The organism is Rhizobium johnstonii 3841 (genome assembly GCF_000009265.1).
In the GTDB taxonomy this organism is placed as follows: domain Bacteria; phylum Pseudomonadota; class Alphaproteobacteria; order Rhizobiales; family Rhizobiaceae; genus Rhizobium; species Rhizobium acaciae.
In genome coordinates this window covers 295,610-321,694 of sequence record NC_008381.1, presented here as the reverse complement: position 1 = coordinate 321,694, position 26,085 = coordinate 295,610, and the positions used below count along the sequence as shown (strand labels likewise).

The window sequence follows — 26,085 nt, the reverse complement described above, 5'->3', positions numbered from 1 at the left end:
GCGGTTGCCCCTTGAGATAGGCGACTACGCCCTGAACGGCCAAGATCCAGCCCGACAGTTGCTGCTCGGAATAGGCGATCCGCGTTCCCGCCTCACTTGTCGTGGCAATGGCGTCGAGGTCGCCCGGCGACAGCACATGAACGAGATAGGCATCCAATCCCGCTGCCTTGAACGCCTGCCCGATCTCGTCATGTCCTGGTCAACGGCACGCCAGAGCCAGTGTTTGCGGCCGGCGATGGAAACTACCACCTCGTCCAGATGCCAGACGTCCCGGCCCGACGGCCGTCGGCGGCGGATTTGCTTCGCGTAGGCCGGTCCGAATTTCCGACCCCATCGCCGGATCGTTTCATACGAAACGACGATGCCGCGCTCCAGCAGCAGTTCCTCGACCAGCCGCAGGCTCAAAGGAAATCTGAAATACAGCCACACCGCGTGCGCGATGATCTGTTGCGGGAAACGGTGACGCTTGTAGCTGATGGCTGAATTCTTCATCCCACCATCTCCACACCCCACTCACTGACAGCAGGTTTATGTGACAACACCGAACTGAACGAAACTAGCCAGTCTGTTGCTTGGGACGAACGGAGACCGTCGAGAAATTCGATAATCATCGCGGGACGGTTTCCCTGCTCAATTTTTTCGGAGATTGCCACCTTTCATACAGGACTCCGGCTCAGATATGCAGAGCGCTTCCCAAAGCCTTTAGCGCCGCCTCCATCACCGCTTCGCTGCGGGTCGGATGCGCATGGATGGTGCCGGCGATGTCTTCCAGGCGCGCGCCCATCTCGATGGCGAGCGCAAAAGCCGCCGAGAGCTCGGAGACCCCCGCCCCTACAGCCTGCAGGCCGAGCACGAGATTGGTATCGGCCCGGGCCACGATGCGAACGAAGCCTTCTTCGGACAGCATCGTCATTGCCCGTCCGTTGGCGCTGAACGGAAACTGGCCGGTGCGGATTTCATAACCTTGCGCCTTCGCGTCGGCCGGCGACAGGCCGGCGCTGACGATCTCCGGGTCGGTGAAGCAGATGGCGGGGATGCATCGCTTGTCCCAGGCCCGCTTCTTCCCGGCGATGATTTCCGCCACCATCTCGCCTTGCGCCATGGCCCGATGGGCAAGCATCGGCTCGCCGGTCACATCGCCGATCGCATAGATGCCGCGCATCGAGGTGCGGCAACGGTCGTCGATCCTCAGATAAGGGCCGGCACGATCGAGATCGAGCTCTTCGAGACCGGATCCTGCGGTTCTTGGACGGCGGCCGACGGTGACGAGGATGCGGTCCGCCGGCAGGCTCTCGCGGCGGCCATCAGCCGCTTCTACGATCAGAGCCTCCCCGTTGTCGGCAAGGCCGATCGCCTTCGCGCCTGTCAACAGCCGGATACTGCCTTCAGTCAGCTTGCGCATGACGGGCCGCACCAGTTCGGCATCATATTGCGGCAGCACCTGCGGCGTCGCCTCGACGACCGTCACATCAGACCCCATTTTGGAAAAGGCGGTCCCGAGCTCCAGCCCGATATAACCGCCGCCGACCACGACGAGTTTTTTCGGCAGCTCCGTCAGCGACAGCGCCTCCGTCGAGGAAATCACGCGGCCGCCGAAAGGCAGGTTCGAAAGCTCCACCGGATCCGAACCGGTGGCGATCACCACGGTCTCGGCGCGGATGATCTGCTGGCCGGTTTCCGTCTCCACCTCCACCGTCTTGCCGTCGCGGAAATGGGCTCGGCCGTGGACGATCTTGACCCGCGCCTTCTGCAGCAGCCCCGAAACACCGCTCGTCAAGCGGCCGACGATCCCGTCCTTCCAGGCAATCGTCCTGCCGAGATCGATCGAGGCGCCCTCGACGCGAATGCCCATCGGGTTTTTGCCGGCAAGCATCTTTTGCGTCGCATCGAATTCCTCGGCCGCATGGATCAACGCCTTGGAGGGAATGCAGCCGACCGTCAGGCAGGTGCCGCCCGGCTTGCCGGCCTCGACGATAACAGTATCGACGCCGAGCTGCCCGGCGCGAATGGCGCAGACATAACCTCCCGGACCGGCGCCGATGACGAGGAGCTTGCAGACGATCTCTTTCATGGATCTCAGCCTTCGATAAAAATGAGCGCAGGCGTTTCGATGAGCGTGCGGATGCGCTGCACGAAGTTTGCCGCATCCCAGCCGTCGATGATGCGGTGATCGAAGCTGGAGGAGAGGTTCATCATCTTGCGCGGCACGAACTGCGCGCCGTCCCAGACCGGTCGCGTGGCGATCTTGTTGACGCCGATGATCGCCACTTCGGGACGATTGATGATGGGTGTCGAGACGATGCCGCCAAGCGCGCCCAGCGAACTGATGGTGATGGTGGAGCCGGAAAGCTCATCGCGTGTCGCAGTACCCGATCGCGCCGCTTCCGCCAGCCGGTTCATCTCGGCGGCGCAATCCCAGATGCCGCGGGCTTCGGCATGCCGCACCACCGGAACGGTCAGACCGGCCGGCGTCTGCGTGGCGATGCCGATATGCACGGCACTGTAGCGCGTGATGATGCCGGCATCGTCGTCGAAAGTGGCGTTGACGTCAGGCTGCTCGGAAATGGCCTTGACCAGCGCCCGCATCAGGAAGGGCAGAACCGTCAGCTTCGGATGATCAGCCCTGCGATCGCCGTTCATGGTGGCGCGCAACTCTTCGAGCGCGGTCATATCCACTTCCTCCACATAGGTGATGTGGGGAATACGCGAAGTGGAGAGCACCATCTTCTCGGCGATACGGCGGCGCAGGCCGGTCAGCTTGATCTCCTCGGTCGCCGTCTTCCTGGCAAAGCCGTTCTTTGCCGTTGCAGGCGCGGTTCCATGGCCTAGGAATTGCTCGATATCCTCGCGCAGGATGCGCCCGGCCGGTCCGGTCGCCTGCACCTGCCTGAGATCGACACCGCTCTCCCTGGCGAAGAGCCGTACGGAGGGAGCGGCAAGCGGCTTTTCCGCCGGCGCAGGCGCAGGAGTTGGCGCTGCCGGAGCGGGTTTTGCAATCTCGGCCTTGGGCGTTTCGGCAATCGGCGTCTGCGAAATCCCTACGGGCTGAACCTCGTCGACATCTCCCGCCGTCTCGATCCGCACCAGCGGAGCCTTGACCGCGATACGGTCTCCGACCTCGCCGGCAAGCCAGGTGACTGTGCCATTGACAGGAGACGGAATTTCCACAGTGGCCTTGTCGGTCATGACGGCGGCGATCACCATGTCCTCACGGACGGGATCTCCCGTCTTCACATGCCATTCTACGATCTCGGCCTCGGCGACCCCTTCCCCAACATCGGGCATCTTGATGATGAATTCGCCCATGGCTCAGGCCTCCATGACTTCGGCAAGCGCCCGCCCGACACGGCCGGGACCGGGGAAATAGTCCCACTCCTGCGCATGCGGATAGGGCGTGTCCCAGCCGGCAACGCGCACCACCGGCGCTTCGAGATGATAGAAGCAATGCTCCTGCACCAGCGCCACCACCTCGGCGCCGAAGCCGGATGTCAGGGTTGCCTCATGCACGACGACGCAGCGTCCCGTCTTCGAGACCGATTTGACGATGGTATCGAGATCGAGCGGCAGCAGGCTTCTCAAATCGATCACCTCGGCATCGATGCCGGCATCCTCGGCCGCGGCAAGCGCCACATGCACCATGGTGCCGTAGGCGATCACCGTCACCGCCGATCCCGCGCGCCGCACTTCGGCCTTGCCGATCGGGATGGTGTAATGGCCATCGGGCACCTCCCCGAGGTCATGTTTCGACCAGGGCGTCACCGGCCGCTCGTGATGGCCGTCGAAGGGGCCGTTATAGAGGCGCTTCGGCTCCAGGAACATGACGGGGTCGGGATCCTCGATCGCCGCGATCAGCAAGCCTTTGGCGTCATAGGGATTGGAAGGCACGATCACCTTCAGCCCGCAGACATGGGTAAAAAGCGCCTCCGGGCTCTGGCTGTGCGTCTGGCCCCCGAAGATACCGCCGCCGGTCGGCATGCGCACGACGATCGGGCAGGTGAAATCGCCGTTGGAACGGTAGCGGATGCGCGCCGCCTCCTGCGTCAGCTGGTCATAGGCGGGATACATGTAATCGGCGAACTGAATTTCGACACAGGGTTTCAGCCCATAGGCCGCCATGCCGATCGCCGTGCCGACGATGCCGGATTCGCTGATCGGCGTATCGAAGCAGCGCGTTCTGCCGTATTTTGCCTGCAGGCCCTGTGTGCTGCGAAAGACGCCGCCGAAATAACCGACATCCTCGCCGAAAACGACGACATTGTCGTCACGTGCCATCGAGACGTCCATGGCGCTGCGCACGGCCTCGATCATCGTCATTCTGGCCATATCAGTACCCCGCCTTCTGCCGCTGGCGGCGGATATGCGGCGGCATCTCGGCATAGACGCCCTCGAAAATGTCGCGCACCGAAGGCCTGCCACCGGCATGCAGCGTGCCATGCGCCTCTGCCTGGCGCTGCGCCTCGATCACCTCGTCCATGATTTCGGCCTCGGCCTGCACATGCCGTTCCTCCGACCATGCGCCCTTGACGATCAGATGTTTCTTCAGCCGCAGCACGGGATCGCCGAGCGGCCAGGCCTCCGATTCCGTCTTGGGCCGATAGGCGCTCGGATCGTCGGAAGTTGAATGCGCGCCGACGCGATAGGTCACGTATTCGATCAGTGTCGGGCCGAGATTGCGCCGCGCACGCTCGGCCGCCCAGTGGGCGACGGCATGGACGGCGAGATAGTCGTTTCCGTCGACACGCAGCGCCGGAATGCCGAAGCCGAGGCCGCGAGCCGCGAAGGTGCCGGAGCCACCGCGGGCAATGCCCTGGAAGGTGGAGATCGCCCACTGATTGTTGACGATGTTAAGAATAACAGGCGCCTTGTAGGTCGAGGCGAAAACGAGCGCCGAGTGGAAATCCGATTCCGCCGTCGATCCGTCGCCGATCCAGGCGGCGGCAATGCGGCTGTCGTTCTTGATCGCCGAAGCCATCGCCCAGCCGACAGCCTGCACATATTGAGTGGCGAGATTGCCCGAGATGGTGAAGAAGCCGTGCTCCTTGGAGGAATACATGATCGGCAGTTGCCGGCCGCGCAGCGGATCGCTCTCGTTCGAGTAGATCTGGTTCATCATCTCGACCATCGGATAGTCGTCGGCAATCAGCAGGCCGGCCTGGCGATAGGTCGGGAAATTCATATCTCCCTTCTCGAGCGCCTTTCGGAAGGCGCAGCTGACGGCTTCTTCGCCGAGATGCTGCATGTAGAAGGAGGTCTTGCCCTGCCGCTGCGCCATCAGCATGCGGGCGTCGAAGGCACGCAGCTTCATCATGTCGCGAAGCCCGGTCAGCAACGCCTCGTCGGAGAGCGACCCGGCCCAGGGGCCGACCGCCTCGCCCTCGCGGTTCAAAACGCGGATGATGGAATAGGCGAGGTCACGGATATCTTCGGATGCGACATCCACCTCCGGCCGCGGCACCGACCCGGCCTTGGCAATCTTGACATTGGAAAAATCAGGCTGACCGCCCGGGCGGACGGCGGGTTCGGGGACATGCAGGCTCAAACGAGCGGAATCCACCATGTTTTTTCTTTCCTCCCTTTGCCGGCCTTGCTCCCCTCCTCCGGAAGCAGGGCCGGATGTGGTGCTTAGAGATTGCGGGCGATCACCATGCGCTGCACGTCACTCGTTCCTTCATAGATCTGGCAGATGCGCACATCGCGGTAGATGCGCTCGACCGGATAATCAGCCATGTAGCCATAGCCTCCGTGGATCTGGATCGCGTCGGAACAGACGCGCTCGGCCATCTCGGAGGCAAAGAGCTTCGCCATCGAGGCTTCCGACAGGCAGGGCAGCCCAGCCTCCCTGAGCGAGGCGGCATGAAAAACAAGCTGCCGCGCCGCCTCGATCCGTACCGCCATATCGGCAAGGCGGAAGGCAACGGCCTGATGCTCGACGATCGGCTTGCCAAACGCGATGCGTTCCCGGGCATAGTCGCGCGCCGCCTCAAAGGCCGCCCGCGCCATGCCGACCGCCTGCGCCGCAATGCCGATCCGCCCGCCCTCGAGATTGGCGAGCGCAATGCGATAGCCCTCGCCTTCCGCACCGAGCCTGAGTTCTGCCGGAATGCGCATGCTGTTGAAGGCGATCTGGCAGGTATCGGAGGAATGCAACCCAAGTTTTTCCTCGACGCGGATCACTTCGTAGCCCGGCGTATCGGTCGGCACGATGAAGGCGGTGATACCCTTCTTGCCGACATCGGGATCGGTGACGGCAAAGACGATGATGACGTCGCCGTTCTTTCCCGAGGTGATGAATTGCTTGGAGCCGTCGAGCACGTAGTAATCGCCGTCACGCCGCGCCCGGGTCTTCAGGTTGGAAGCATCGGAACCGGCCTGCGGCTCGGTCAGCGCAAAGCCGCCAATCCATTCGCCGCTGGCCAGTTTCGGCAGGAAGCGCTGCCGCTGCTCCTCGGTGCCGAATTTCAGGATCGGCACACAGCCGACCGAACTATGCACGCTCATGATCGTCGAACACGGTCCGTCGCCGGCGGCAATCTCCTCCAGTGCGGCGGCATAGGCGACCACACCGGTATCCGACCCGCCATAGGCTTCCGGCACCAGCATGCCGAGCAGCCCGAGTTCACCCATTTCCTTCAATTCCTCGCGCGGGAAGAGATGCTCCCGGTCGCGTTTGGCCGCCCCCGGTGCCAGCCGGTCGCGGGCAAAGTCGCGGGCGAGATCTGAGATCTGCTGCTGGAGGTCGGAAAGGATCACCTGTTCTCTCCCTTTCCTATTGCCGCTCGATGGCGACAGCCGTCGCCTCGCCGCCACCGATGCAGAGCGCGGCCATACCGCGCTTCAGATCGTATCGCTCCAGTGCGGCAAGCAGCGTCACCAGGATGCGGGCCCCCGAGGCGCCGATCGGATGGCCGAGCGCGCAGGCGCCGCCATGCACATTCACTTTTTCATGCGGCAGGTTGAGATCGCGCATCGCCGCCATGGCAACGACGGCGAAAGCCTCGTTGATTTCGAACAGATCGACCTCCGACAGCGGCAGGCCGGTGCGATCGGACAGTTTCTGCAGCGCGCCGATCGGCGCCGTGGCGAAAAGATTGGGCGCCTGTGAATGCGTGGCATGGCCGAGGATAGTCGCAAGCGGCTTGAGGCCGCGATGCTCCGCCTCGGAGCGGCGCATCAGCACCAGCGCTGCCGCGCCATCGGAAATCGAGCTGGAATTGGCGGCGGTCACCGTGCCGCCCTCGCGGAAGGCGGGCTTCAGCGTCGGGATCTTATCCAGCTTCGCTTTTCCGGGCTGTTCGTCGCGGCTCGCCACCTGCTCGACTTTGCTCGATTTCACCGTGACCGCCGCGATCTCACTGTCGAAACAGCCTTCGGCAATCGCCTTCTGCGCCCGCGCCAGCGAGGCGATGGCGTAGCTATCCTGCGCCTCGCGCGTGAACTGATAGGCCTCGGCGCAATCCTCCGCGAAGCTGCCCATCAAGCGCCCCTTGTCATAAGCATCCTCCAGCCCGTCGAGGAACATGTGATCCACGACACGCCCATGGCCGAGCCTGTAGCCGCCACGGGCCTTGTCAAGGAGATAGGGCGCATTGGTCATGCTTTCCATGCCGCCCGCGACCGCCACCGAGGCGCTGCCGGCGGCGATCAGGTCATGCGCCATCATGACCGCCTTCATGCCCGAGCCGCACATCTTGTTGACGGTGCTGGCCGCGGTCGCGAAAGGCAGACCGGCATGGATCGCCGCCTGGCGCGCCGGCGCTTGCCCCTGCCCTGCCGGCAGTACACAGCCGAAGACGACCTCCTCGATCGTCGCAGCCTCGACGCCGCTCCGCTGCAGCGCCGCGCGGATCGCCGTTGCTCCGAGTTCCGGCGCTGTCGCCTCCTTCAGCTCTCCCTGAAAGCTGCCAATTGGGGTGCGCGCCGCACCGACGATGACGATGGGATCCTGCAATGTCATGTTTCCTCCTCTGGGCAACGCGCTCAGCGCGCGCCCATCCGCAATGCGCCGTCGAGGCGGATGACCTCGCCGTTCAGCATGTTGTTTTCAAAGATATGACGCACCAGCCCGGCAAATTCCGCCGGCCGGCCGAGCCGCGGCGGAAAGGGCACGCTCTTGCCGAGTGCTGCCTGAACCTCGGCTGGCATGTCAGCCATCATCGGTGTCTCGAAAATGCCGGGCGCGATCGACACGACGCGAATGCCGTGACGTGCAAGCTCGCGGGCGATCGGCAAGGTCATCGCCGCCACCCCGCCCTTGGAGGCGGCATAGGCTGCCTGGCCGATCTGGCCGTCGAAGGCTGCAGCCGAGGCCGTATTGACGATGACGCCGCGTTCGCCTTCCGCATCCGGCTCGGTAGTCTGGATCGCTGCGGCGGCCAGCCGGATCATGTTGAACGTGCCGATGAGATTGATGCCGACCGTGCGCGCAAAACTCTCCAGCCGATGCGGCCCGTCGCGGCCGATCACCTTTTCGGCCGGCGCCACGCCCGCGCAACTCACCAAACCGCGCAGGCTGCCGAAGGCTTCGACGGCAGCGGCAACCGCCGCCGCCCCCTCCTCGCCATCGGTTACATCGGCCTTGACGAAGCGGGCATCGCTTCCGAATTCCCGGGCGATTTCTTCGCCCGCTTGCATATTGAGATCGGCGATCGTCACGCGCCCGCCGGCCTCCACAAGCGCGCGCACTGTTGCCGCACCCAAGCCGGAGCCGCCGCCGGTCACGATGAAACTTGCTCCACGGATCAGCATAAATCTCTTCCTCCCTGCCGACCGCGCCCCCTCCAAGCGCAACCGACGGATACGATTCTATTCGCTCCACCTATTGCAAGCGATGACAGAACTGCTCCATAATTTCGGCCAGTTTTGCCATAGCGAGGATAGAATGGCCGAGATCGAACGACGCATGATCGCGCCGGGCTTCGTGGAGGAGGCACTCGACAGCCTGCGACGGCTCGGCAAGCCGACGGCGCCGATCCTTGCCCGCGTCGGCCTGGCATCTCCGGTCGATCAGCCGGTTTCGGCAGAAACCTATGGCGCGCTCTGGCTGGCGATCGCCGCCGAGCTCGACGATGAATTCTTCGGCATGGGCGCACGGCCGATGCGCAGCGGCAGCTTCACGCTGCTCTGCCACTGTGTGCTGCATGCGCCGACGCTGGGTCAGGCGCTCCGCCGGGCGCTGCGCTTCCTCGATGTCGTGCTCGAAGATCCCCGGGGACGGCTCGTCATCCGCGACGGTCTGGCCGAGATCGAACTCAGCGACGCCGGCGGTCCGCGTTCGGCCTTCGCCTACCGCACCTATTGGATCATCCTGCACGGCATCATCTGCTGGCTGGTCGGCCGGCGCATTCCGATCCGGCTCGTCGATTTCCGCTGCGCGGAACCCAAACAAGGGGCCGACTACCGGCTCTTCTTCGGCGCCCCGGTGCGTTTCTCGCAAGCCATCAGCCGGCTCGGCTTCGACAGTGCCTTGCTCGACCTGCCGGTGGCGCGCAGCGAACAAGCGCTCAAACAGTTCCTGCGCGGCGCGCCCGCCAATATTCTGGTGCGCTACCGCTACGATGCCGGCATCGCCGCCGCCGTTCGAAGGCGACTGAATCTGGCCACGCCGGCTGCCTGGTCGAGCTTCGCCGAGCTTGCCGCCGATATGCGCATGCCGCCCTCCACGCTCCGCCACCGCCTGCACGACGAGGGGCAAAGCTATGCCGCCATCAAGGACGACATCCGTCGCGACCTCGCCGTCGAACTGCTGCTGAACACGTCGATGACCATCGGTGAGATTGCCGTGCAGCTCGGCTATTCCGAGCCGAGCGCCTTCTTTCGGGCGTTCCGGAAATGGATGGGCAAGAGCCCCGAGGTCTTTCGCCGAGACGGAGCGGAAATCGAGGGCATGTCAATCGAATCGGTTGACCCGCCCTGACTGGCCACGCGCTTTCGCGAACATGGCGGCAATCTTCATCATGAAGGACTTGCTGAAGCGACCAAGAACCGTCTGATGAGGCTCGATGTACCAGGATCGCTCGACGATATCGTAATTGTATTCGTCGACGACGATCCAACTCTGTTTGAGATCACCGAGACCGGCGCGCCGGCGTTCGATATCGGGAATTTCCAGGGCAACCCTTCCCACCTCCGGCGGCTGTGTGGTGATTGCCAGAAGGACGAGATGGGTGTTTCCATCGCTCGTACTGCGGATCGCGATGACGACACAGACTGGGCGCTGTTTGCGCCCCTGGGTCTCACCACGCTGCTGTTGCCATGCCCAGAGATAGGGATAGGTTATCACCTCGCCAGGACGAAACTCATGGTTCATCGTCGTAGCTTTCACCGCGCGCCAGCCGCTCAATCGCCTCGTCGAACAATTCGGCATGCTCGTCCGGCATCTCCGAAATGTGATGGGCACGACGCGGGTCCCCGCCGCTGCGCATCCGCTGATAGTGCTCATAGCTCATCAGCACGAAACGTGGCTTGTTGTGGCGGGTGAGAATAACAGGCTCGCGACTCGCAACATCGGTGACATCACCAATCTGTTTATTGAGATCACCTGTCGTGAACTGTCGCATGATTATCTCTCCGGTTTAATTTCCATATATTCCATATTTTACATATTTTCAAGAAAATGACGCTCACGCGCCCTCGACAAGAATTCGCAACGCTCTCCACCCGCATCATTCAAGGGCACTTTGACCCCGCCGCAACCCGCGCTACATATTTCACCGGGAGGAGTGCCATGTTTGATTTTTCGCTCGGCGAAACCGCGGACGCGATCCGTGAAACGACGGCCCGGTTTGCCGCCGATCATATTGCTCCACTGGCTGCGGAGATCGACGAAAGCAACACGTTTCCACGCCAGCTCTGGCCCGAGATGGGTGCGCTCGGCCTGCATGGGATCACCGTCGAGGAAGAATTCGGCGGCGCGGGTCTCGGTTATCTCGATCATGTCGTCGCCATGGAGGAAGTTTCGCGCGCCTCGGCCTCCGTCGGCTTGAGTTACGGCGCCCATTCCAATCTCTGCGTCAACCAGATCCGCCGCTGGGCCTCACCGGAGCAGAAGCGCCGCCATCTGCCGAAGCTGATCTCCGGCGAACATGTCGGTTCACTCGCCATGTCGGAAGTCGGCGCCGGTTCCGATGTTGTCTCCATGCGGTTGCGTGCCGAGAAAAAAGGCGACCGCTATATTCTGAACGGCACCAAGTTCTGGATCACCAACGCGCCGCATGCCGATGTGCTTGTTGTCTATGCCAAGACCGATCCCGCAGCCGGCCCCAAAGGCATTTCCGCCTTCATCATCGAAAAGGGCCTGCCCGGTTTCAGCGTCTCGAAAAAGCTCTCCAAACTCGGCATGCGCGGCAGCGATACGGCCGAACTGGTGTTCGAGGATTGCGAGGTGCCGGCCGAGGCGCTGATGGGCCGGGAGGGAGAAGGCGTGAAGATCCTGATGTCTGGCCTCGATTATGAGCGTGCCGTGCTTGCCGGCGGGCCGCTCGGCATCATGCAAGCCTGCCTCGATGTCGTGCTGCCCTATGTGCGCGATCGCAAGCAATTCGGCAAAGCGATCGGCGATTTCCAGCTGATGCAGGGCAAGATCGCCGACATGTATGTGGCGCTGAATTCGGCGCGCGCCTATGTTTATTCCGTCGCCCGCGCCTGCGATGCCGGCCGCGCGACGCGCACGGATGCAGCTGCTGCGATCCTCTTTGCCAGCGAGAATGCCGTGAAAGTGTCGCTGGAGGCGATCCAGGCGCTCGGCGGCGCCGGCTATACCAAGGAATGGCCGGTCGAGCGCTTTTTGCGCGACGCCAAGCTTTACGATATCGGCGCCGGCACCAATGAGATCCGCCGCTACCTGATCGGCCGGGAGCTCATCGCATCATGACGGTGATTTCGACTGCGATCGACCGCGACGGCGACAGCTTCAAGGCCAATGCCAGCAAGAACAAAGCCCTGATTGACGAGCTCCACAATCGTTCGGCGAAAGCCCGCGAGGGCGGATCGCAAACAGCGCGCGAGCGCCATACCGGCAAGGGCAAGCTCCTGCCTCGCGATCGTATCCAGCTGCTCATCGATGCCGGCAGCCCGTTCCTGGAGATCGGCACGCTGGCCGCCAACGGCATGTATGATGACGAGGCGCCGGGCGCCGGCATCATTACCGGCATCGGCCGCGTTGCCGGCCGCGAGGTGATGATCGTCGCCAATGACGCGACGGTGAAGGGCGGCGCCTATTTCCCGATGACGGTGAAGAAGCATCTGCGGGCGCAGGAGATCGCCATGCAGAACAGGTTGCCTTGCCTCTATCTGGTCGATAGCGGTGGCGCCAACCTTCCGCATCAAGCCGAAGTTTTTCCCGACCGCGACCATTTCGGTGCAATCTTCTACAATCAGGCGCAGATGTCGGCCGAAGGCATTCCGCAGATCGCCTGCGTCATGGGAAGCTGCACTGCAGGCGGCGCCTATGTGCCTGCCATGTCCGACGAAACGGTCATCGTGCGCAACCAGGGCACGATCTTCCTCGCCGGCCCGCCGCTGGTGAAGGCCGCGACCGGCGAGATCATTTCGGCCGAAGAGCTCGGCGGCGCCGAAACCCATGGCCGCCGCTCCGGCGTCGTCGATCATGTCGCCGAGAACGACGAACATGCGCTGCTGCTCGTGCGCGATATCGCAGCCACTCTCAACAGCGTGAAATCAGTCGATATCGACCTTCAGCCGCCACGGCCGCCGAAACTCGATGCCGAGGATCTCTGCGGCCTCATCCCGGAGGATGTGCGCTCGCCCTATGATGTGCGCGAGGTCATCGGCCGGATCGTCGATGGCTCCGAACTGCATGAGTTCAAGCCGCTCTACGGCACCACGCTGGTCTGCGGCTTCGCCCGCATCTGGGGCATGCCCGTTGCCGTCATCGCCAATAACGGCGTGCTGTTTTCCGAAAGTGCGCTGAAGGGGGCGCATTTCATCGAGCTTGCCTGCCAGCGCCGCGTCCCTTTGCTGTTTCTGCAGAACATTTCCGGTTTCATGGTCGGCGGCCGCTATGAGGCCGGCGGTATCGCCAAGGATGGGGCAAAGCTGGTGACGGCGGTGGCAACCGCCACCGTGCCGAAGGTCACCGTCATCATCGGCGGCAGCTTCGGCGCCGGCAATTACGGCATGTGCGGCCGCGCCTATCGCCCGCGCTTCCTCTTCACCTGGCCGAACAGCCGCATCAGCGTGATGGGTGGCGAACAGGCGGCCTCGGTGCTCGCCACCATACGCCGAGACTCCATGGAGGCGCGCGGTGAGAATTGGCCTATTGAAGAGGAGGAAGCCTTCAAGGCGCCGATCCGCGCCGGCTACGAGGCCGAGGGCAATCCCTATTATGCAACGGCTCGCCTCTGGGACGACGGCATCATCGATCCGCGCCAGACCCGGGATGTGCTGGGCCTTGCCTTTTCCGCCTGCCTGAATGCGCCGATCCCGAAAGGGCCGCGCTTCGGCCTGTTCAGGATGTGAGGCGCGGTATGATGGAAAGCCTTCTCATTGCCAACAGGGGCGAAATCGCCCGCCGCATCATCCGCTCGGCCAAGATGCTCGGCATCCGCACCATCGCCGTCTATTCCGAAGCCGATGCCGGCCTGCCCTTCGTCAGGGAGGCGGACGAGGCGATTGCCATCGGCCCGGCGCCGGCGCGCGAGAGCTATCTCTCTCAAACCCGCATCCTCGAAGCCGCCCGCAAGAGCGGCGCCGCTGCGATCCATCCCGGATACGGCTTCCTCTCGGAAAATGCCGACTTTGCCGAGGCAGTGGAGAAGGCAGGCATCATCTGGGTCGGCGCGCCCCCCGCTGCCATCCGGGCGATGGGCCTCAAGGACGCGGCGAAGGAATTGATGCAGGCATCAGGCGTGCCCGTGACGCCCGGCTATATGGGCGCGGACCAGAGCGAAGAGAGGCTGGCGGCCGAGGCAGAAAACATCGGTTATCCCGTGCTTATCAAGGCGGTCGCCGGCGGCGGCGGCAAGGGCATGCGCCGCGTCGATCGCCCGCAGGATTTCGCCGAACTTCTCGCCTCCTGCCGCCGTGAAGCGGCGGCCGCCTTCGGCGACGACCGCGTTCTGATCGAACGTTATATCGCCAATCCGCGCCATATCGAGGTGCAGGTTTTCGCCGACATGTTCGGCAATTGCGTTCATCTCTTCGAACGTGATTGTTCGCTGCAGCGCCGTCACCAGAAGGTCATCGAGGAGGCCCCTGCCCCCGGCCTCGAAGCCGCTACCCGGGCAGTGATCTGCGATGCGGCGGTAAAAGCCGCAAGAGCGGTCAACTACGTCGGCGCCGGCACCGTCGAATTCATCGCCGATGCCTCGGAAGGCCTTCGCGAAGATCGCATCTGGTTTATGGAGATGAACACCCGCCTGCAGGTGGAACACCCGGTCACCGAGGCAATTACTGGCGAGGATCTGGTGCTCTGGCAGTTGAAGGTCGCTAGCGGCGAACCGCTGCCAAAAATGCAGGACGAGATCGCCATGAACGGCTGGGCCTTCGAAGCCCGGCTCTATGCCGAAAATCCTGCCGCCGGCTATCTGCCCTCGACAGGCCGGCTCGACCATCTGCGCCTACCTGACACAATCCGCGTCGATAGCGGCGTCGATCAAGGGGATGACATCACCGCCTTCTATGACCCGATGATTGCCAAGATCGTCACCCATGGGCCGAACCGCGAAGCCGCACTTTCGAAGCTCGCAGCCGCCTGCGCCGGCATTGAGATCTGGCCGGTCAAATCCAATGCCGGCCTGCTTGCCCGCATCGCCGTCGATCCGGATTTTCGCGCAGCTCGGATCGATACCGGCTTTCTCGACCGTCATGACGACAGGCTTGTGGCGACGGAGCCGAGCGAAAGCGCAATCGATAGCGCGGCGACGGCGCTTTTAAAGAACACGGATAGTGATCCCTGGACCGCGTTGACCGGATTCCGCATCTCCGGCGCGGATGACAAGAGGGTGCGCATCCGGATCGGCGATCACCTCCATTGGGGGCAATCACGTCCGGAGCTTGAGGCAAATACCGTCGCGATCGGTGAAACCACGGTGCTTTTCGACGCCGGCAGTGCCTGGCCGATCAGCCTGCCCGTGGCGAGCGAAGTCGAGGCAAGTCAGGGTGCCGGCGATGGCGCGATCCTTTCGCCCATGCCCGGCCTCGTCATTTCGGTGGATGTCGCCGACGGCGATCGTGTCGCCAAGGGGGACCGTCTGCTGACGGTTGAAGCGATGAAGATGGAACATTCTTTACGCGCACCCTTCGACGGCATCGTCGAAAAGCTGCAGGTTTCCTCGGGGATCAGGGTCTCGGAAAACCAGCTGGTCGTCAGCATTGTGAAGGAGGAGGTTTAATGGCTGGCCGTTATTTCGACGAGTGGACGGTCGGCGACCGCATCGCCCACGACATCCGCCGCACGGTCACCGAGACCGACAATCTGCTGTTCACGACGCTTTCCCACAATCCGCAGCCGCTGCATCTCGATGCCGACTATGCGGCCGGCACCGAATTCGGCCGGATCGTCGTCAACGGCACCTTCACCTTTGCGCTCACGGTCGGCCTTTCGGTCGGCGACACCACGCTCGGTACGCTCGTCGCCAATCTCGGCTATGACAAGGTGACGATGCCAAAGCCGGTCTTCATCGGCGATACGCTGCGGGTGGAAACGGAGGTGATGGAGCTGCGTCGCTCGAACTCCCGGCCCGATGCCGGCATCGTCACCTTCCGGCACATCACCCTCAACCAGCGCGGCGAGATCGTCTGCCAGTGCCTGCGCACGGCGATGCTGAAGGTGAAGCCGTCATGAGGCTGCGCTCGCTGCTCTTCATACCCGGTGACCGGCCGGAGCGTTTCGAAAAAGCGCTCGCCTCAGGCGCCGATGCCGTCATTCTCGACCTGGAAGATTCGGTTGCGCCCTTAAACAAGCCGAAAGCGCGCGAGAGCGTGCACGAGTTCATCTTGCATCATGCCGGCGAGACCCCTCTCCTGATCCGCATCAATCCCCTCGCCTCGCCAGAATTCGAAAGCGACCTTGCCGCTTTGAGCGGCCTTCATCCTTTTGCGATCGTGCTGCCGAAGGCCGAGGGTGCCGCTTCGGTGCTGAAGCTCGCAGGCTCTCTTGCATCCGCAATTCCCATCTTGCCGATCGCAACCGAAACGCCATCGGCGATCTTCGAGATCGGCAGCTACCGGGATGTCTCGACCAGCCTCTGTGGCCTGACCTGGGGTGCTGAGGATCTGCCTGCCGCGATGGGGGCTACGACCGCGCGCAGAACGGATGGCCGCTACACGCCGCCTTACGAGCTTGCCCGCTCGCTCACGCTGTTTGGCGCCCATGCCGCCGCCGTTCCGGCAATCGACACCGTCTATCCCGATTTCCACGATCTCAACGGTCTCAGGGCCTATGTCGGCCGAGCCCGGCGCGACGGCTTTTCCGGCATGATGGCCATCCATCCGAGCCAGGTCGAAGTGATCAATCACGCCTTCACGCCGGACGCATCCGAGGTCGCCTGGGCAGAGAAAGTCGCCGCCGCCTTTGCCGCCAGGCCGGACGCGGGCGTCATTCAGCTTGACGGACGCATGCTGGACTTGCCGCATCTCAAGCTTGCCCTCCGCATCCTGGAGATATCAGGCCGATAGGCCGCGAGCCGCTCGCTTGACTGTCTTCGGCCAATTAGTCTGACTTCGCCATTCGCTCCGGAGCATTCTGCCCTTGTTCTGTCAGGTAGCCGGCGCCGATGGCGACGTAGAGATCCACATAGTCCTTGGCAACCTCCTGCACGGTGGCTGCAAGGCTTGCCTGGGCATCGGAGACCGAACGTTGAGCGTCCAGGACGTCAAGCAGCGACGAGGCGCCGTCTTTATAGCTTGTCGTTGAAAGCGCGAGTGATTCCTCAGCCGTCTGCACTTGCCTGCGCAGCGGCGCCAGTGTCTGCGTGTCGCGGCGAACCGCCGACAGCGCGTTTTCCACTTCTTCGACCCCGTTCAGCACCGCCTCTTTCCAGGCGAGATATTGGGCCTTGGCATCGGATTTTTCGATATCGACATTCGCCCGCAATTTGCCGCCGTCGAAGATCGGCAGGTTGAGCGTCGGTCCGAACGACCAACTGGTCATGGTTCCGCCGCTGGCGCCCGATGATTTGACCCAGCTCGGCGAGATCGAACCGGAGAGCGAGATCGATGGATAAAGCTGGGCTTCGGCAGCACCGATATCGGCGACGGCCGCCGCCAGGTCGCGTTCTGCCTTGCGGATATCGGGACGGTTGCGGATGAGGTCGGCCGGAATGCCGGCTCGAATGTCGCCGCGGAAGACCGGCTGGCCTGTACTCCTCTGCAGCTCATTCATCAACGAGGCCGCCGGCATCCCGAGCAGCAAGGCGATGTGGTGAGCCGAAACGGTGAAGCTCTGTTCGAGACCAGGGATGTCGGCCTTCGTCGACTGAACAAGGCCTTCGGCCTGAACGACGTCAAGGCGAGAGGCCGCACCTGCCTTGAGCTGCAGTTGCGTGAGTTCGTAGGTCTCCTGACGGGATTTCAAGTTCGCCTGCGAAAGCGCGATGCGCTGCTGATAATAGCGGGCGTCGACATAACTGGAGACGAGGTCCTTCAGAAAGGTGAGCTTGGCATCGTCGGCCGTTGCATAGGCGGCCCCAAGCGAGGCGATTGCACTCTCCTTGGAGCGACGGTACTGGCCGAAGAAGTCGAGCAGCCAGGAAAGGCTGGCCTCGCCGCCTGTCGTGTTCTTGGTGCCGATGGTCGTACGCTGCGAACCCTTCTCACCGTACACGGTGTGTGATGCGCCGACATCGAGGCTCGGCAGGCCACCGGCACCGGCAACCGTAACATTGGCGGAAGCCGAATTGATGCGCTCGAGCGCCTGCAGGACATCAAGGTTCTCGCTGAGGCCATGAGCCACCAGGCCGTCGAGCTGTTTGTCCCGATAGGCCGTCCACCACTGCGCCGCCACCACATCGCCGTTGCTCTTGCTCCCGCCCTCTTGGAATTTGGCAGGAAGCGGCATCTGTGGGGGAGCGTGATCCGGGCCGCTGACGCAGCCCGCAAGCAGAAGCGTGATCGCCGATGCGGCGTAGCGGAGCGATGATGTTTTCGTGCAGAGCGACGGACTCACTGGCGAGCTTTCTGAACCGGGATCGTAGGTTCAGGCTTAGCGGCGCCAACGTTAATGGCTGTAAAGACACTGTAAAGTTGGGTAAAATCCGGGTCTCGTCGCACATCTCGGTTCAGCAGAGCTGCGCGGCCTCGTCCTCAACGAGGAAGAGCTGCATCGAGTCCGGATGGAAGGAAGGCATCGCCATTTTCTCATTCATGCCGCGAGCGCGTCGGGAAGATAGCGAAGATGCACCGGCAGCTTAGTCGCGATCTCCTCGTCGGTCAGATCGTCGAGCGGCTCCAGGGCGCTGCCCGCCTTCCACCAGCGAACTATCGCCTCAAATCGACAATGCAGATGCTGCTCAACATGAGAGGCATCAAGGCGTGCCACCCCTACGCCCCGCTGATTTTTGTCGTGCCGCTGCTGTTGGTCGCCGACCGGCCGCTGCGCTGGTGGATGATGGGGTCCGGCCGACCAGCTTCCGGTGCTAGTCCGTCGGCTCAAGCAAATCGTCCAGTTTTTCGACGACGGCCCGAACCACGTCGGCGCGGCTGACGATGCCAACCAACACGCCGTCACGCAGGATAGGGACGCGCTTGATCCCATGTTTCAGCATCAGATCAGCCAACTCCGCAAGCGAGGCTTCCTCACCAGCGGAGATGATGGCCGTGTGCATAATCTCGCGGACGTGCTGCTGGTTGAGGCGGATTTCGGCGAGGAACTCCGGGGCGAGCGTCTCGCCTTCCGCCAGCATGCGTAGCCATTGCGCCCGCTCACTTTGAAACTGCGAGCCGAAGTGGCGCATCACGTCGCCTTCGCTGACCAATCCAAGCGGCCGGTTATCGGCGTCCACCACCGGTACGGCGGTGACGTGATGGATAAGCATGCACCGGGCGGCCTCGGCCACGGTGGCCTCAGGCGACACCGTAACTAAATCCGTTGTCATCATCGACTTGGCGGGGATCGTCATGTGTAAGGCTCCAGCTAGAAGAGCATGCACGATACCGGACCGGCTTGGCGGCCGCCTTGACCTACCGCAATGTGCGATGGCGCGGTTGCCGCCCTTCGCGACCGTCGCGCCCCGATGGTGATGTTGTCAATGATGATTGCAAACGCACCCATGCCGGTGACGCGGAACATCCGGCGCGAAGTTTCAAAAGCAAAGCTTCGGCGCCCGCCTCCCTCGCGCCCGTCGTTTTTACTTCGGGATGACCGACCACCGCCTCAAGCTTCGTCGAGCGGTCCTCAGGCGTGTTCGTCCGCCAAGCCATAGGGTATCGGCTTCCTGGGAAGCTCCAGGGTGATTGCCAGGCCACCTGTATCAGGCAATGACGCATACACACGCCCACCGTGGCGTTCGATGGCCTGCCTGGTGATTGCCAGACCAAGGCCGTATCCGCCTCTTGGCACGGCCTCTGTCCCACGTGAGAACGGCTGGAAGATCCGTTCGAGTTCGTCCCGCCTGACACCTGGCCCCTGATCCGTGACGCAGATTTCGAGGCGGTCGGCCGTCGCCTCGCAAGCTACTGATATGCGCGAATGCTCGGCCGTGTATTTGACGGCGTTGCGCACGACGTTTTCGAGCGCCCTGTAGACCAGCTCACCTTCGACCTCGGCGCGGAAGGTGCCCTCGACACTGGTTGTGATCGAGACCTCCCGTGCCTGGGCTTCGAATGCCGCGTCGCTGAGGATTTCGTTCAGGAGTTCGATGACATCAAGAGTGTGCGTTTTCAGCGGCCGGCTGGATCCGGCAGTCAACCTTGCAAGCGTCAGAACTTCGCCGACCAGGGCATCAAGCCGTTCGACCTCTCGGTCCATGCGGTCCAGCATGGCGGCGAGTTTCGCCGGGCTCTGCCGGAGGACGCCGACAGCGGCCTGCAGGCGGGACAAAGGCGAACGCAGTTCGTGTGAGACATCATGGAACAACCGCTGCTGCGCATCCTGCAGCTCCTGAAGCCGGGCGGCGCTGGAATCGAAATCATGTGCAAGCGCGGTAACCTCGTCCTTTCGGCCGGCCATCTTGTCACCAATGCGGAAGTCGAAGCGGCCATGGGCGAGCGCGCTCAAGCCATCGCGCAGATGAACGACGGGACGAATGAGGTATCGGGCGAGTGCGCCTGCCGATATCGTGCTCGAAATCAGGATCGTGAGCCATGGCAAGAACGGGCCGAAGTTCTCGAAGGTGAACGTCGCCAGGACCGGCAGGGAAATCTGATAGCAAACCCCGTCCTCCTGGACGGATCTTGTGTCGACGGTCTTTGGAACCGCACAAGCATCGGCTTTCGCAGTTTTGGAGATCGTCAGACCAGCCGGTAGCGTCTCTTCATTTGTGCGCACGAAATGCGCGGCGGCATCTTCGCCATCTTTGGCGAGCACGTTTGCGGTGAGGTTCAGGGCGATCGCTCGCCGCTCTTCCTCCAGTTCGCGCGCAAAAGGAACCTCTTGGAGAAAATTGACGAGCAGGATGATCACGCCGACTGTCGCCGCCATCGTCAACCAGATCGTCGTGAAGAATTTCCAGAAAAGCCGGGGCATGGTCAGTCCACGAGAAGTTGATAGCCCTGGCCGCGAACGGACTGGATCCAGGATTGGCCGTCCTCCCTCAGTCCGAGCTTCTGACGAACGCTGCTGATATGGACGTCGATACGGCGATCGAATGGGGTGAGCGGCTTGCCGAAGGCCCGCTTCGAAATGTCCTGCTTCGACACGAGCTGGCCAGCGCTGCGGGCGAGGACCTCGATCAGGCTGAATTCCGTGCCGGTCAGTTCCAAGCTTTCGCCGCGCCATTCGGCGATCCTGCTGCCCGGATGAATCACGAGTTTTCCCGCCCTTATCGTGTCGGTCGAAGTACCGGCCGCCGGCTGTCCTGCCCGGCGGAGGATAGCGCGCAGTCTCGCCGCAAGTTCGCCCGGCGAGCATGGCTTCGGCACATAGTCGTCGGCGCCCAGATTGAGACCCGATATCCTGTCGACGTCATCGCCCCTTGCGGTCAGCATCAGGACCGGGACCTGGCTGAGCTTCCTGATCCTCTGCAGAACCTCGATCCCGTTCATCCGAGGCATCATGATGTCGAGCACGATAATATCGACCGTATTGCCGGCCGCCGCCGCAATGGCGGCGCGCCCGTCCGTATCCGTGACGACGTCATATCCTTCTTCGACCAGATATTCCTGCAGAAGCGTCGTCAGCTCGGCATCGTCGTCGATGAGGAGAACCTTGTTCATTCACTTCGTCCGTCATTGATCCGGGTAAGCCATACAGCACAAACTCAGCCGCGCGACCGGGTTTTACCTAACTTAACACTAACTTGACCGCACTTAACGTTCACCCCGTTACTTATCCTGCGATGACATCACCGCGAGCCAGGATCGGGTTGCCTCCACATGAGCCGCAATCCTTCATCGAGTTGGCACAGCTCGGGAAAAGGCACCAATGCCTTCGACCACAAGGAATGCATCGTTGAGAAAACCGCCCAGAATATTCGCTGCCGCTCTTGTTGCGGCAGCGCTCCTGCTTCCCCTGCGCAATGCCATGGCGGATCAATCCGCCGCACCCGCCCTGACCGTCTCGCTGGTGACGCCGACGCAACGAGACTGGCCGGAAACCGTTCCCGCAAGCGGCTGGCTGAAGCCCTGGCAGGAAGCCATCATCGCTTCCGAGACGAGCGGCCTGCGCGTAACCGAAATCCTGGCCGACGTCGGCTCCGTGGTCAAGAAGGGGCAGACCCTTGTCCTGATGTCGCAGGACAGCGTCCAGGCCGACCTTCGCAAGCAGGAGGCGGCCGTCGTGACCGCTCAGGCAAACCTGACAAAGGCGAAGGCCAATGCGGACCGGGCTCGGCAGCTCCGCTCTTCGGGCGCCCTTTCGGATGAGAAGATTGTCGAATATTTCGCCGACGAACAGACGGCGACGGCAAGTCTTGCGTCTGAAGAGGCGGCGCTCGACAGCCAGAAGATCAAGCTCGACCAGACGACCGTCACGGCCGTCGACGACGGCCTGGTAACCTCGCGATCGGCCGAACTCGGCGCGGTCGTCTCGTCGGGCACTGAATTGTTTCGCCTGGTCCGCCAGCAGCGGGTCGAATGGCAGGCCGAGGTTTCGGCCCGCTATCTCTCACGCATCTCGGAAGGATTGCGCGTCGACATCGACGGGCCGGACGGGCGTCCCATTCAGGGCAAGGTAAGGCTCGTCGGACCTTCGATCGACACCAATACAAGCCGGGCGATCGTCTATGTCGCGCTTCCCCAGGACGTTCAGCCGCGCACCGGTCTTTATGTCACCGGCACCATCGAACTGACGACCACGCCGGCGCTGACGGTTCCGGAGACAGCGATCGTTTTCCGTGACGGGATAAACTATGTCTTCACGGCCGGCGAGGACAAGCGGGTAAGACGGGTGCGGGTCGAGACCGGCCGCCGCGCCGACGGCGAAGTCGAGATCGTCTCCGGCATAGATTTCTCGGCGAGAGTGGTGACGTCGGGCGGAGCGTTTCTGTCGGACAACGATCTCGTGAAGATTGCGGGAGAAGGTTGATGAACTTTTCCGCATTTTCGATCCGCAATCCCGTACCGGCGATCCTGCTCTTTGCGATGCTTGCCGTCGGCGGTTTGCTGGCCTTCAAGCAGCTGCCGGTCCAGAACTTCCCCGATATGGACCTCCCGACCATCAAAATTACCGCGACGCTCGATGGCGCCGCACCGGCGCAACTCGAGACGGAGGTCGCCCGCACGATCGAGGACAATCTTGCCTCGCTAAGCTATCTCGACCACGTCACCACGACGATAACCGACGGCACGGTGTCAATCAGCGTCTCCTTCAAACTGGAGAAGGACAGCGAAACGGCCCTGAACGAGGTCCGCAACGCCGTGGACAGCGCAACGGCCGATCTGCCGGCGCAGATGCAAACGCCAAGCGTCACCAAAGTCACCGTACAGAGTTCGGCGCTAGTCACCTATGCCATCCGGTCTGCCGTCCTCAATGAAACCGAGCTCTCCTGGTTCATCGACAACGATCTGACCAAGGCGCTCCTGTCGGTACCGGGCGTCGGACAGGTCAATCGCATCGGCGGTGTCGACCGCGAAGTTCACGTCGACCTCGATCCGACGACGATGGCCGCATTCGGCGTGACGGCGACCACTGTGTCGGCGCAATTGAAGTCAGTTCAGGCCGATACGTCAGGTGGCCTTGGGGAGATTGGCGGCACCCGTCAGACATTGCGCACGCTCGGTGCGGTGGCGTCGGTCGATGCTCTGAAGGAGCTCAGAATTCCCCTGGCCAACGGGCAGCAGGTTCGCCTCGACGATGTCGCATCCGTCACGGACAGCTTCGCGGAGCGGTCCTCGATGGCCTATCTTGACGGCAAGCCGGTGGTCGCAGTCGAGATCAAGCGCTCGAACGGATTTTCGGACAGCAGTGTCGCGGCCGACGTCGACGAGGCGATGAAACAGTTCGCAGCCAAGCATTCCAACGTGCAGATCGAGGAGGCCTACAGCACGCTCGGGCCGATCATCGACAATTACGATGGTTCGATGCACATGCTGTACGAAGGCGCGATCCTGGCGATCATCGTCGTCTGGCTCTTCCTTCGGGACTGGCGTGCGACGATCCTGTCGGCCGTGGCGCTGCCGCTGTCGGTCATACCGACCTTCCTCGTCATGTATCTGGCCGGCTTCAGCCTGAATGTCGTCACCTTGCTGGCGCTGTCGCTCGTGGTTGGCATCCTTGTCGATGATGCCATCGTCGAGGTCGAGAACATCGCTCGCCACCTGCAGATGGGCAAGCGGCCGATCGACGCCGCTCTGGAGGCGGCCAACGAGATCGGACTCGCCGTCATCGCGACCACCTTCACGCTGGTCGCGGTCTTCCTGCCGACGGCCTTCATGAGCGGCATACCGGGACTTATATTCCGCCAGTTCGGTATCACTGCCGCCGTGGCGGTCCTCGTCTCGCTCGTCGTCGCACGGCTGCTGACGCCGATGATGGCCGCCTATTTCATGAAGGCCCATCCGAGCGAGGAAAAGGACGGCCGCATCATGCGCGCCTATCTGGCAATCGTGAAAGCCGCGATGAACCGCAGGAAGACCACGGTGGCCGTGACTGCCATCGTCGTCGCACTTTCGCTGGCCACAATCCCACTCCTGAAATCCGGCTTCCTGCCCGCGTCCGACGACGCGCGAGCCCAGATCACGCTCACCATGCAGCCGGGTGCTACTATCGAGCAGACGGACGCCACGACCACGAAGGCCGCCGATATCATCGGCAAGCTCCAGGACGTGACACATGTCTTTTCCTCGGTCGGTTCCGCATCCTCGGGCGGGGGCCCCGACTCCAGCACCACGAGCAGCGTCGGATCCGCCACGATCGTCGCTGTGCTGCCGCCCATCGGCGAGCGTGACCGCAAGCAGTCGGAAATCGAAAACGACATCCGGCAGGCTCTCTCGGTCCTGCCCGGTGTGCGGGTCGCGGTCGGCGGTGGCGGCAATGGTACGAAGCTGGAGATCACCCTTGCCAGTGACGATGCCAATGCGCTTGACAGCGCAAGCACGGCGCTTGAAGAACAGCTCCGCACGCTGCAGGGCATCGGCGCGGTGACATCGACCGCAGCCAGGCAGGCGCCGGAAATCCAGATCACGCCAGACTTCGCGCGCGCAGCAGCGCTCGGGGTGACCTCGAGCGCCATCGCCGAAGCCGTGCGCGTGGCGACGGATGGGGAATACTCCGCCGATCTGCCAAAGCTCAACCTGCCGCAGCGCCAGGTTCCGATTGTCGTTCGCTTCAGCCCCGAGACACGCACGAAGCTCGACGACATCAAGAACATGCGAGTGGCAGGAACGAACGGCAATGTCGATCTCGGATCGATCGCCGATATCCGGATCGGCGGCAGCCCGTCGGAGATCGACCGCATCGACCGGATGCGCAATGTTACTCTTTCCGTCGAGCTCAACGGCCGCATCCTGGGCGACGTCAACCGCGAGGCGCAGGCCCTGCCGGCGCTTCAGCATCTGCCGTCGGGCGTCACTCTCGTCGAGCAGGGCGAACTTCAGCGCAGTTCGGAGCTGTTCCAAAGCTTTGGCCTTGCAATGGCCATCGGGGTGTTTTGCATCTACGCGATCCTCGTCCTGCTTTTTCACGACTTCCTGCAGCCGTTCACGCTTCTGATGGCTCTGCCGCTCTCGCTCGGCGGCGCGCTGGTGCCGTTGGTGGTGACCGGAACCAGCTTCTCGATGTCGGCCGTCATCGGGCTGCTCATGCTCATGGGCGTGGTGACGAAGAACTCCATCCTTCTCATCGAATACGCGATCATGTCGCGCCGTCAGGGCATGCCCCGGTTCGATGCCCTCGTGGATGCCTGCCACAAGCGCGCACGACCGATCATCATGACCACGATCGCCATGGCATGCGGCATGCTTCCGGTCGCGCTCAGCCTGACGGGTGGCGATTCCAGCTTCCGGCAGCCGATGGCGATTGTGGTGATCGGCGGCGTGATGATGTCGACGCTGCTCAGCCTCGTCGTCATCCCTGTCATCTTCACCTTCGTCGACGACCTCAACGAAGCGCTCAAGCGCCTCGTTCACCGGACCGGGCCTGATACCGCCGACTCGGAGCCACAGGCATCCAACGATCGAGCAGCGATCGCCTTCAAGCCCGAGCTTTCGAAGCGGGGGCAAGGCCAGAGATGACTGCTTTTGGCAAGTTATGCGCAAGATGGCCGCGCCCGATACGGGCCACACCGGCGGCTTTCATGGCAACCTCTTCGGTCGAATTCCCTCCCCCGGAACGAGACCGCGGGACGTATCCCCCCGCAGGCGGCCTCGTGCCGCCTGCGCGTCCTGCATCTTCTGGAAGCGATAGTCCAAGCACTTATCACGCTGGCTGCAGTTGCCCACGTTCCTTTTGGCCGCATACAGCTTTCCGCCAGCAGCGCACCTTGCGTGCCTCGCAGAACCTTTACCAAACTTTACACTTCCTTAACCGCGCTT

General features: G+C 62.7%; 22 protein-coding genes and 1 pseudogene. 8 read left to right on the top strand and 15 right to left on the bottom strand.

Annotated features, from left to right (window positions below; all coding sequences use genetic code 11):
• Positions 1-192: 192 nt before the first annotated feature.
• The 8 genes and pseudogenes from RL_RS38480 to RL_RS28900 all read right to left on the bottom strand — a co-directional run.
• Positions 193-492, bottom strand: a pseudogene (locus tag RL_RS38480) (IS6 family transposase); the annotation flags it as partial.
• A gap of 181 nt (positions 493-673) precedes the next feature.
• Complete coding sequence (gene lpdA / locus RL_RS28930) at positions 674-2,071, bottom strand: dihydrolipoyl dehydrogenase (protein WP_011654335.1); 1,398 nt, start codon at positions 2,069-2,071, stop codon at positions 674-676.
• A 5-nt stretch (positions 2,072-2,076) separates the two neighbouring features.
• A complete protein-coding gene (locus RL_RS28925; RefSeq protein WP_011654334.1) occupies positions 2,077-3,306 on the bottom strand; it encodes a dihydrolipoamide acetyltransferase family protein in 1,230 nt (409 codons plus the stop codon).
• Positions 3,307-3,309: 3 nt separating this feature from the next.
• The gene (locus RL_RS28920) at positions 3,310-4,323 is read right to left on the bottom strand and encodes an alpha-ketoacid dehydrogenase subunit beta (RefSeq protein WP_011654333.1); all 1,014 of its coding nucleotides are present in this window, start codon (positions 4,321-4,323) and stop codon (positions 3,310-3,312) included.
• A gap of 1 nt (position 4,324) precedes the next feature.
• The gene (locus RL_RS28915; protein WP_011654332.1) at positions 4,325-5,557 is read right to left on the bottom strand and encodes a thiamine pyrophosphate-dependent enzyme; all 1,233 of its coding nucleotides are present in this window, start codon (positions 5,555-5,557) and stop codon (positions 4,325-4,327) included.
• Positions 5,558-5,622: 65 nt separating this feature from the next.
• Positions 5,623-6,750, bottom strand: a complete 1,128-nt coding sequence (locus RL_RS28910) for an acyl-CoA dehydrogenase family protein (protein WP_011654331.1) — start codon at positions 6,748-6,750, stop codon at positions 5,623-5,625.
• Between the two features lie 16 nt (positions 6,751-6,766).
• The gene (locus RL_RS28905; protein ID WP_011654330.1) at positions 6,767-7,954 is read right to left on the bottom strand and encodes an acetyl-CoA C-acyltransferase; all 1,188 of its coding nucleotides are present in this window, start codon (positions 7,952-7,954) and stop codon (positions 6,767-6,769) included.
• 23 nt (positions 7,955-7,977) lie between these two features.
• Entirely contained in the window at positions 7,978-8,745 is a 768-nt protein-coding gene (locus RL_RS28900; protein WP_011654329.1) for a 3-hydroxyacyl-CoA dehydrogenase, read from the bottom strand.
• A gap of 82 nt (positions 8,746-8,827) precedes the next feature.
• On the opposite strand from RL_RS28900, the gene RL_RS28895 reads away from it, so the two are divergent.
• Positions 8,828-9,913, top strand: a complete 1,086-nt coding sequence (locus tag RL_RS28895; RefSeq protein WP_011654328.1) for an AraC family transcriptional regulator — start codon at positions 8,828-8,830, stop codon at positions 9,911-9,913.
• On the opposite strand, the gene RL_RS28890 is transcribed toward RL_RS28895, so the two are convergent.
• Together RL_RS28890 and RL_RS28885 are read right to left on the bottom strand one after the other, a co-directional pair.
• A complete protein-coding gene (locus RL_RS28890; protein ID WP_011654327.1) occupies positions 9,887-10,306 on the bottom strand; it encodes a hypothetical protein in 420 nt (139 codons plus the stop codon). The genes RL_RS28895 and RL_RS28890 overlap by 27 nt on opposite strands.
• Entirely contained in the window at positions 10,296-10,556 is a 261-nt protein-coding gene (locus tag RL_RS28885) for a type II toxin-antitoxin system Phd/YefM family antitoxin (RefSeq protein ID WP_011654326.1), read from the bottom strand. Before RL_RS28885 ends, RL_RS28890 begins: the two co-directional genes overlap by 11 nt.
• Before the next feature lie 167 nt (positions 10,557-10,723).
• Between RL_RS28885 and RL_RS28880 the strand changes: the two genes are divergently transcribed.
• Genes RL_RS28880 through RL_RS28860 form a run of 5 tightly spaced genes read left to right on the top strand, consistent with a single transcriptional unit; the run spans position 10,724 to position 16,635 of the window.
• On the top strand, positions 10,724-11,869 hold the full coding sequence (locus RL_RS28880; protein ID WP_011654325.1) for an isovaleryl-CoA dehydrogenase: 1,146 nt from the start codon (positions 10,724-10,726) through the stop codon (positions 11,867-11,869).
• Positions 11,866-13,476: a carboxyl transferase domain-containing protein gene (locus tag RL_RS28875; RefSeq protein ID WP_011654324.1), complete on the top strand. Its 1,611-nt coding sequence runs from the start codon at positions 11,866-11,868 to the stop codon at positions 13,474-13,476. Before RL_RS28880 ends, RL_RS28875 begins: the two co-directional genes overlap by 4 nt.
• Before the next feature lie 8 nt (positions 13,477-13,484).
• The gene (locus tag RL_RS28870; RefSeq protein ID WP_041936827.1) at positions 13,485-15,350 is read left to right on the top strand and encodes an acetyl/propionyl/methylcrotonyl-CoA carboxylase subunit alpha; all 1,866 of its coding nucleotides are present in this window, start codon (positions 13,485-13,487) and stop codon (positions 15,348-15,350) included.
• Positions 15,350-15,802: a MaoC family dehydratase gene (locus RL_RS28865; protein WP_011654322.1), complete on the top strand. Its 453-nt coding sequence runs from the start codon at positions 15,350-15,352 to the stop codon at positions 15,800-15,802. Before RL_RS28870 ends, RL_RS28865 begins: the two co-directional genes overlap by 1 nt.
• Positions 15,799-16,635: an HpcH/HpaI aldolase/citrate lyase family protein gene (locus RL_RS28860; RefSeq protein ID WP_011654321.1), complete on the top strand. Its 837-nt coding sequence runs from the start codon at positions 15,799-15,801 to the stop codon at positions 16,633-16,635. Before RL_RS28865 ends, RL_RS28860 begins: the two co-directional genes overlap by 4 nt.
• 34 nt (positions 16,636-16,669) lie before the next feature.
• Here RL_RS28860 and RL_RS28855 read toward each other — a convergent pair whose 3' ends face one another.
• From RL_RS28855 to RL_RS28840, 5 genes are all read right to left on the bottom strand, one after another.
• On the bottom strand, positions 16,670-18,124 hold the full coding sequence (locus RL_RS28855) for an efflux transporter outer membrane subunit (protein ID WP_011654320.1): 1,455 nt from the start codon (positions 18,122-18,124) through the stop codon (positions 16,670-16,672).
• A 195-nt stretch (positions 18,125-18,319) separates the two neighbouring features.
• The gene (locus RL_RS40290) at positions 18,320-18,496 is read right to left on the bottom strand and encodes a hypothetical protein (RefSeq protein WP_165424025.1); all 177 of its coding nucleotides are present in this window, start codon (positions 18,494-18,496) and stop codon (positions 18,320-18,322) included.
• A gap of 97 nt (positions 18,497-18,593) precedes the next feature.
• On the bottom strand, positions 18,594-19,076 hold the full coding sequence (locus RL_RS28850; protein ID WP_011654319.1) for a CBS domain-containing protein: 483 nt from the start codon (positions 19,074-19,076) through the stop codon (positions 18,594-18,596).
• Positions 19,077-19,351: 275 nt separating this feature from the next.
• Positions 19,352-20,641, bottom strand: coding sequence for a HAMP domain-containing sensor histidine kinase (locus RL_RS28845; RefSeq protein WP_011654318.1), 1,290 nt, complete (start codon positions 20,639-20,641; stop codon positions 19,352-19,354).
• Positions 20,642-20,643: 2 nt separating this feature from the next.
• Positions 20,644-21,330 carry a response regulator gene (locus RL_RS28840; protein WP_011654317.1) on the bottom strand — a complete coding sequence of 229 codons (687 nt, stop codon included), beginning with the start codon at positions 21,328-21,330 and terminating at the stop codon, positions 20,644-20,646.
• A 208-nt stretch (positions 21,331-21,538) separates the two neighbouring features.
• On the opposite strand from RL_RS28840, the gene RL_RS28835 reads away from it, so the two are divergent.
• Complete coding sequence (locus tag RL_RS28835) at positions 21,539-22,639, top strand: efflux RND transporter periplasmic adaptor subunit (RefSeq protein WP_011654316.1); 1,101 nt, start codon at positions 21,539-21,541, stop codon at positions 22,637-22,639.
• A complete protein-coding gene (locus RL_RS28830; RefSeq protein ID WP_011654315.1) occupies positions 22,639-25,785 on the top strand; it encodes an efflux RND transporter permease subunit in 3,147 nt (1,048 codons plus the stop codon). Before RL_RS28835 ends, RL_RS28830 begins: the two co-directional genes overlap by 1 nt.
• The last annotated feature ends 300 nt before the right edge of the window (positions 25,786-26,085 follow it).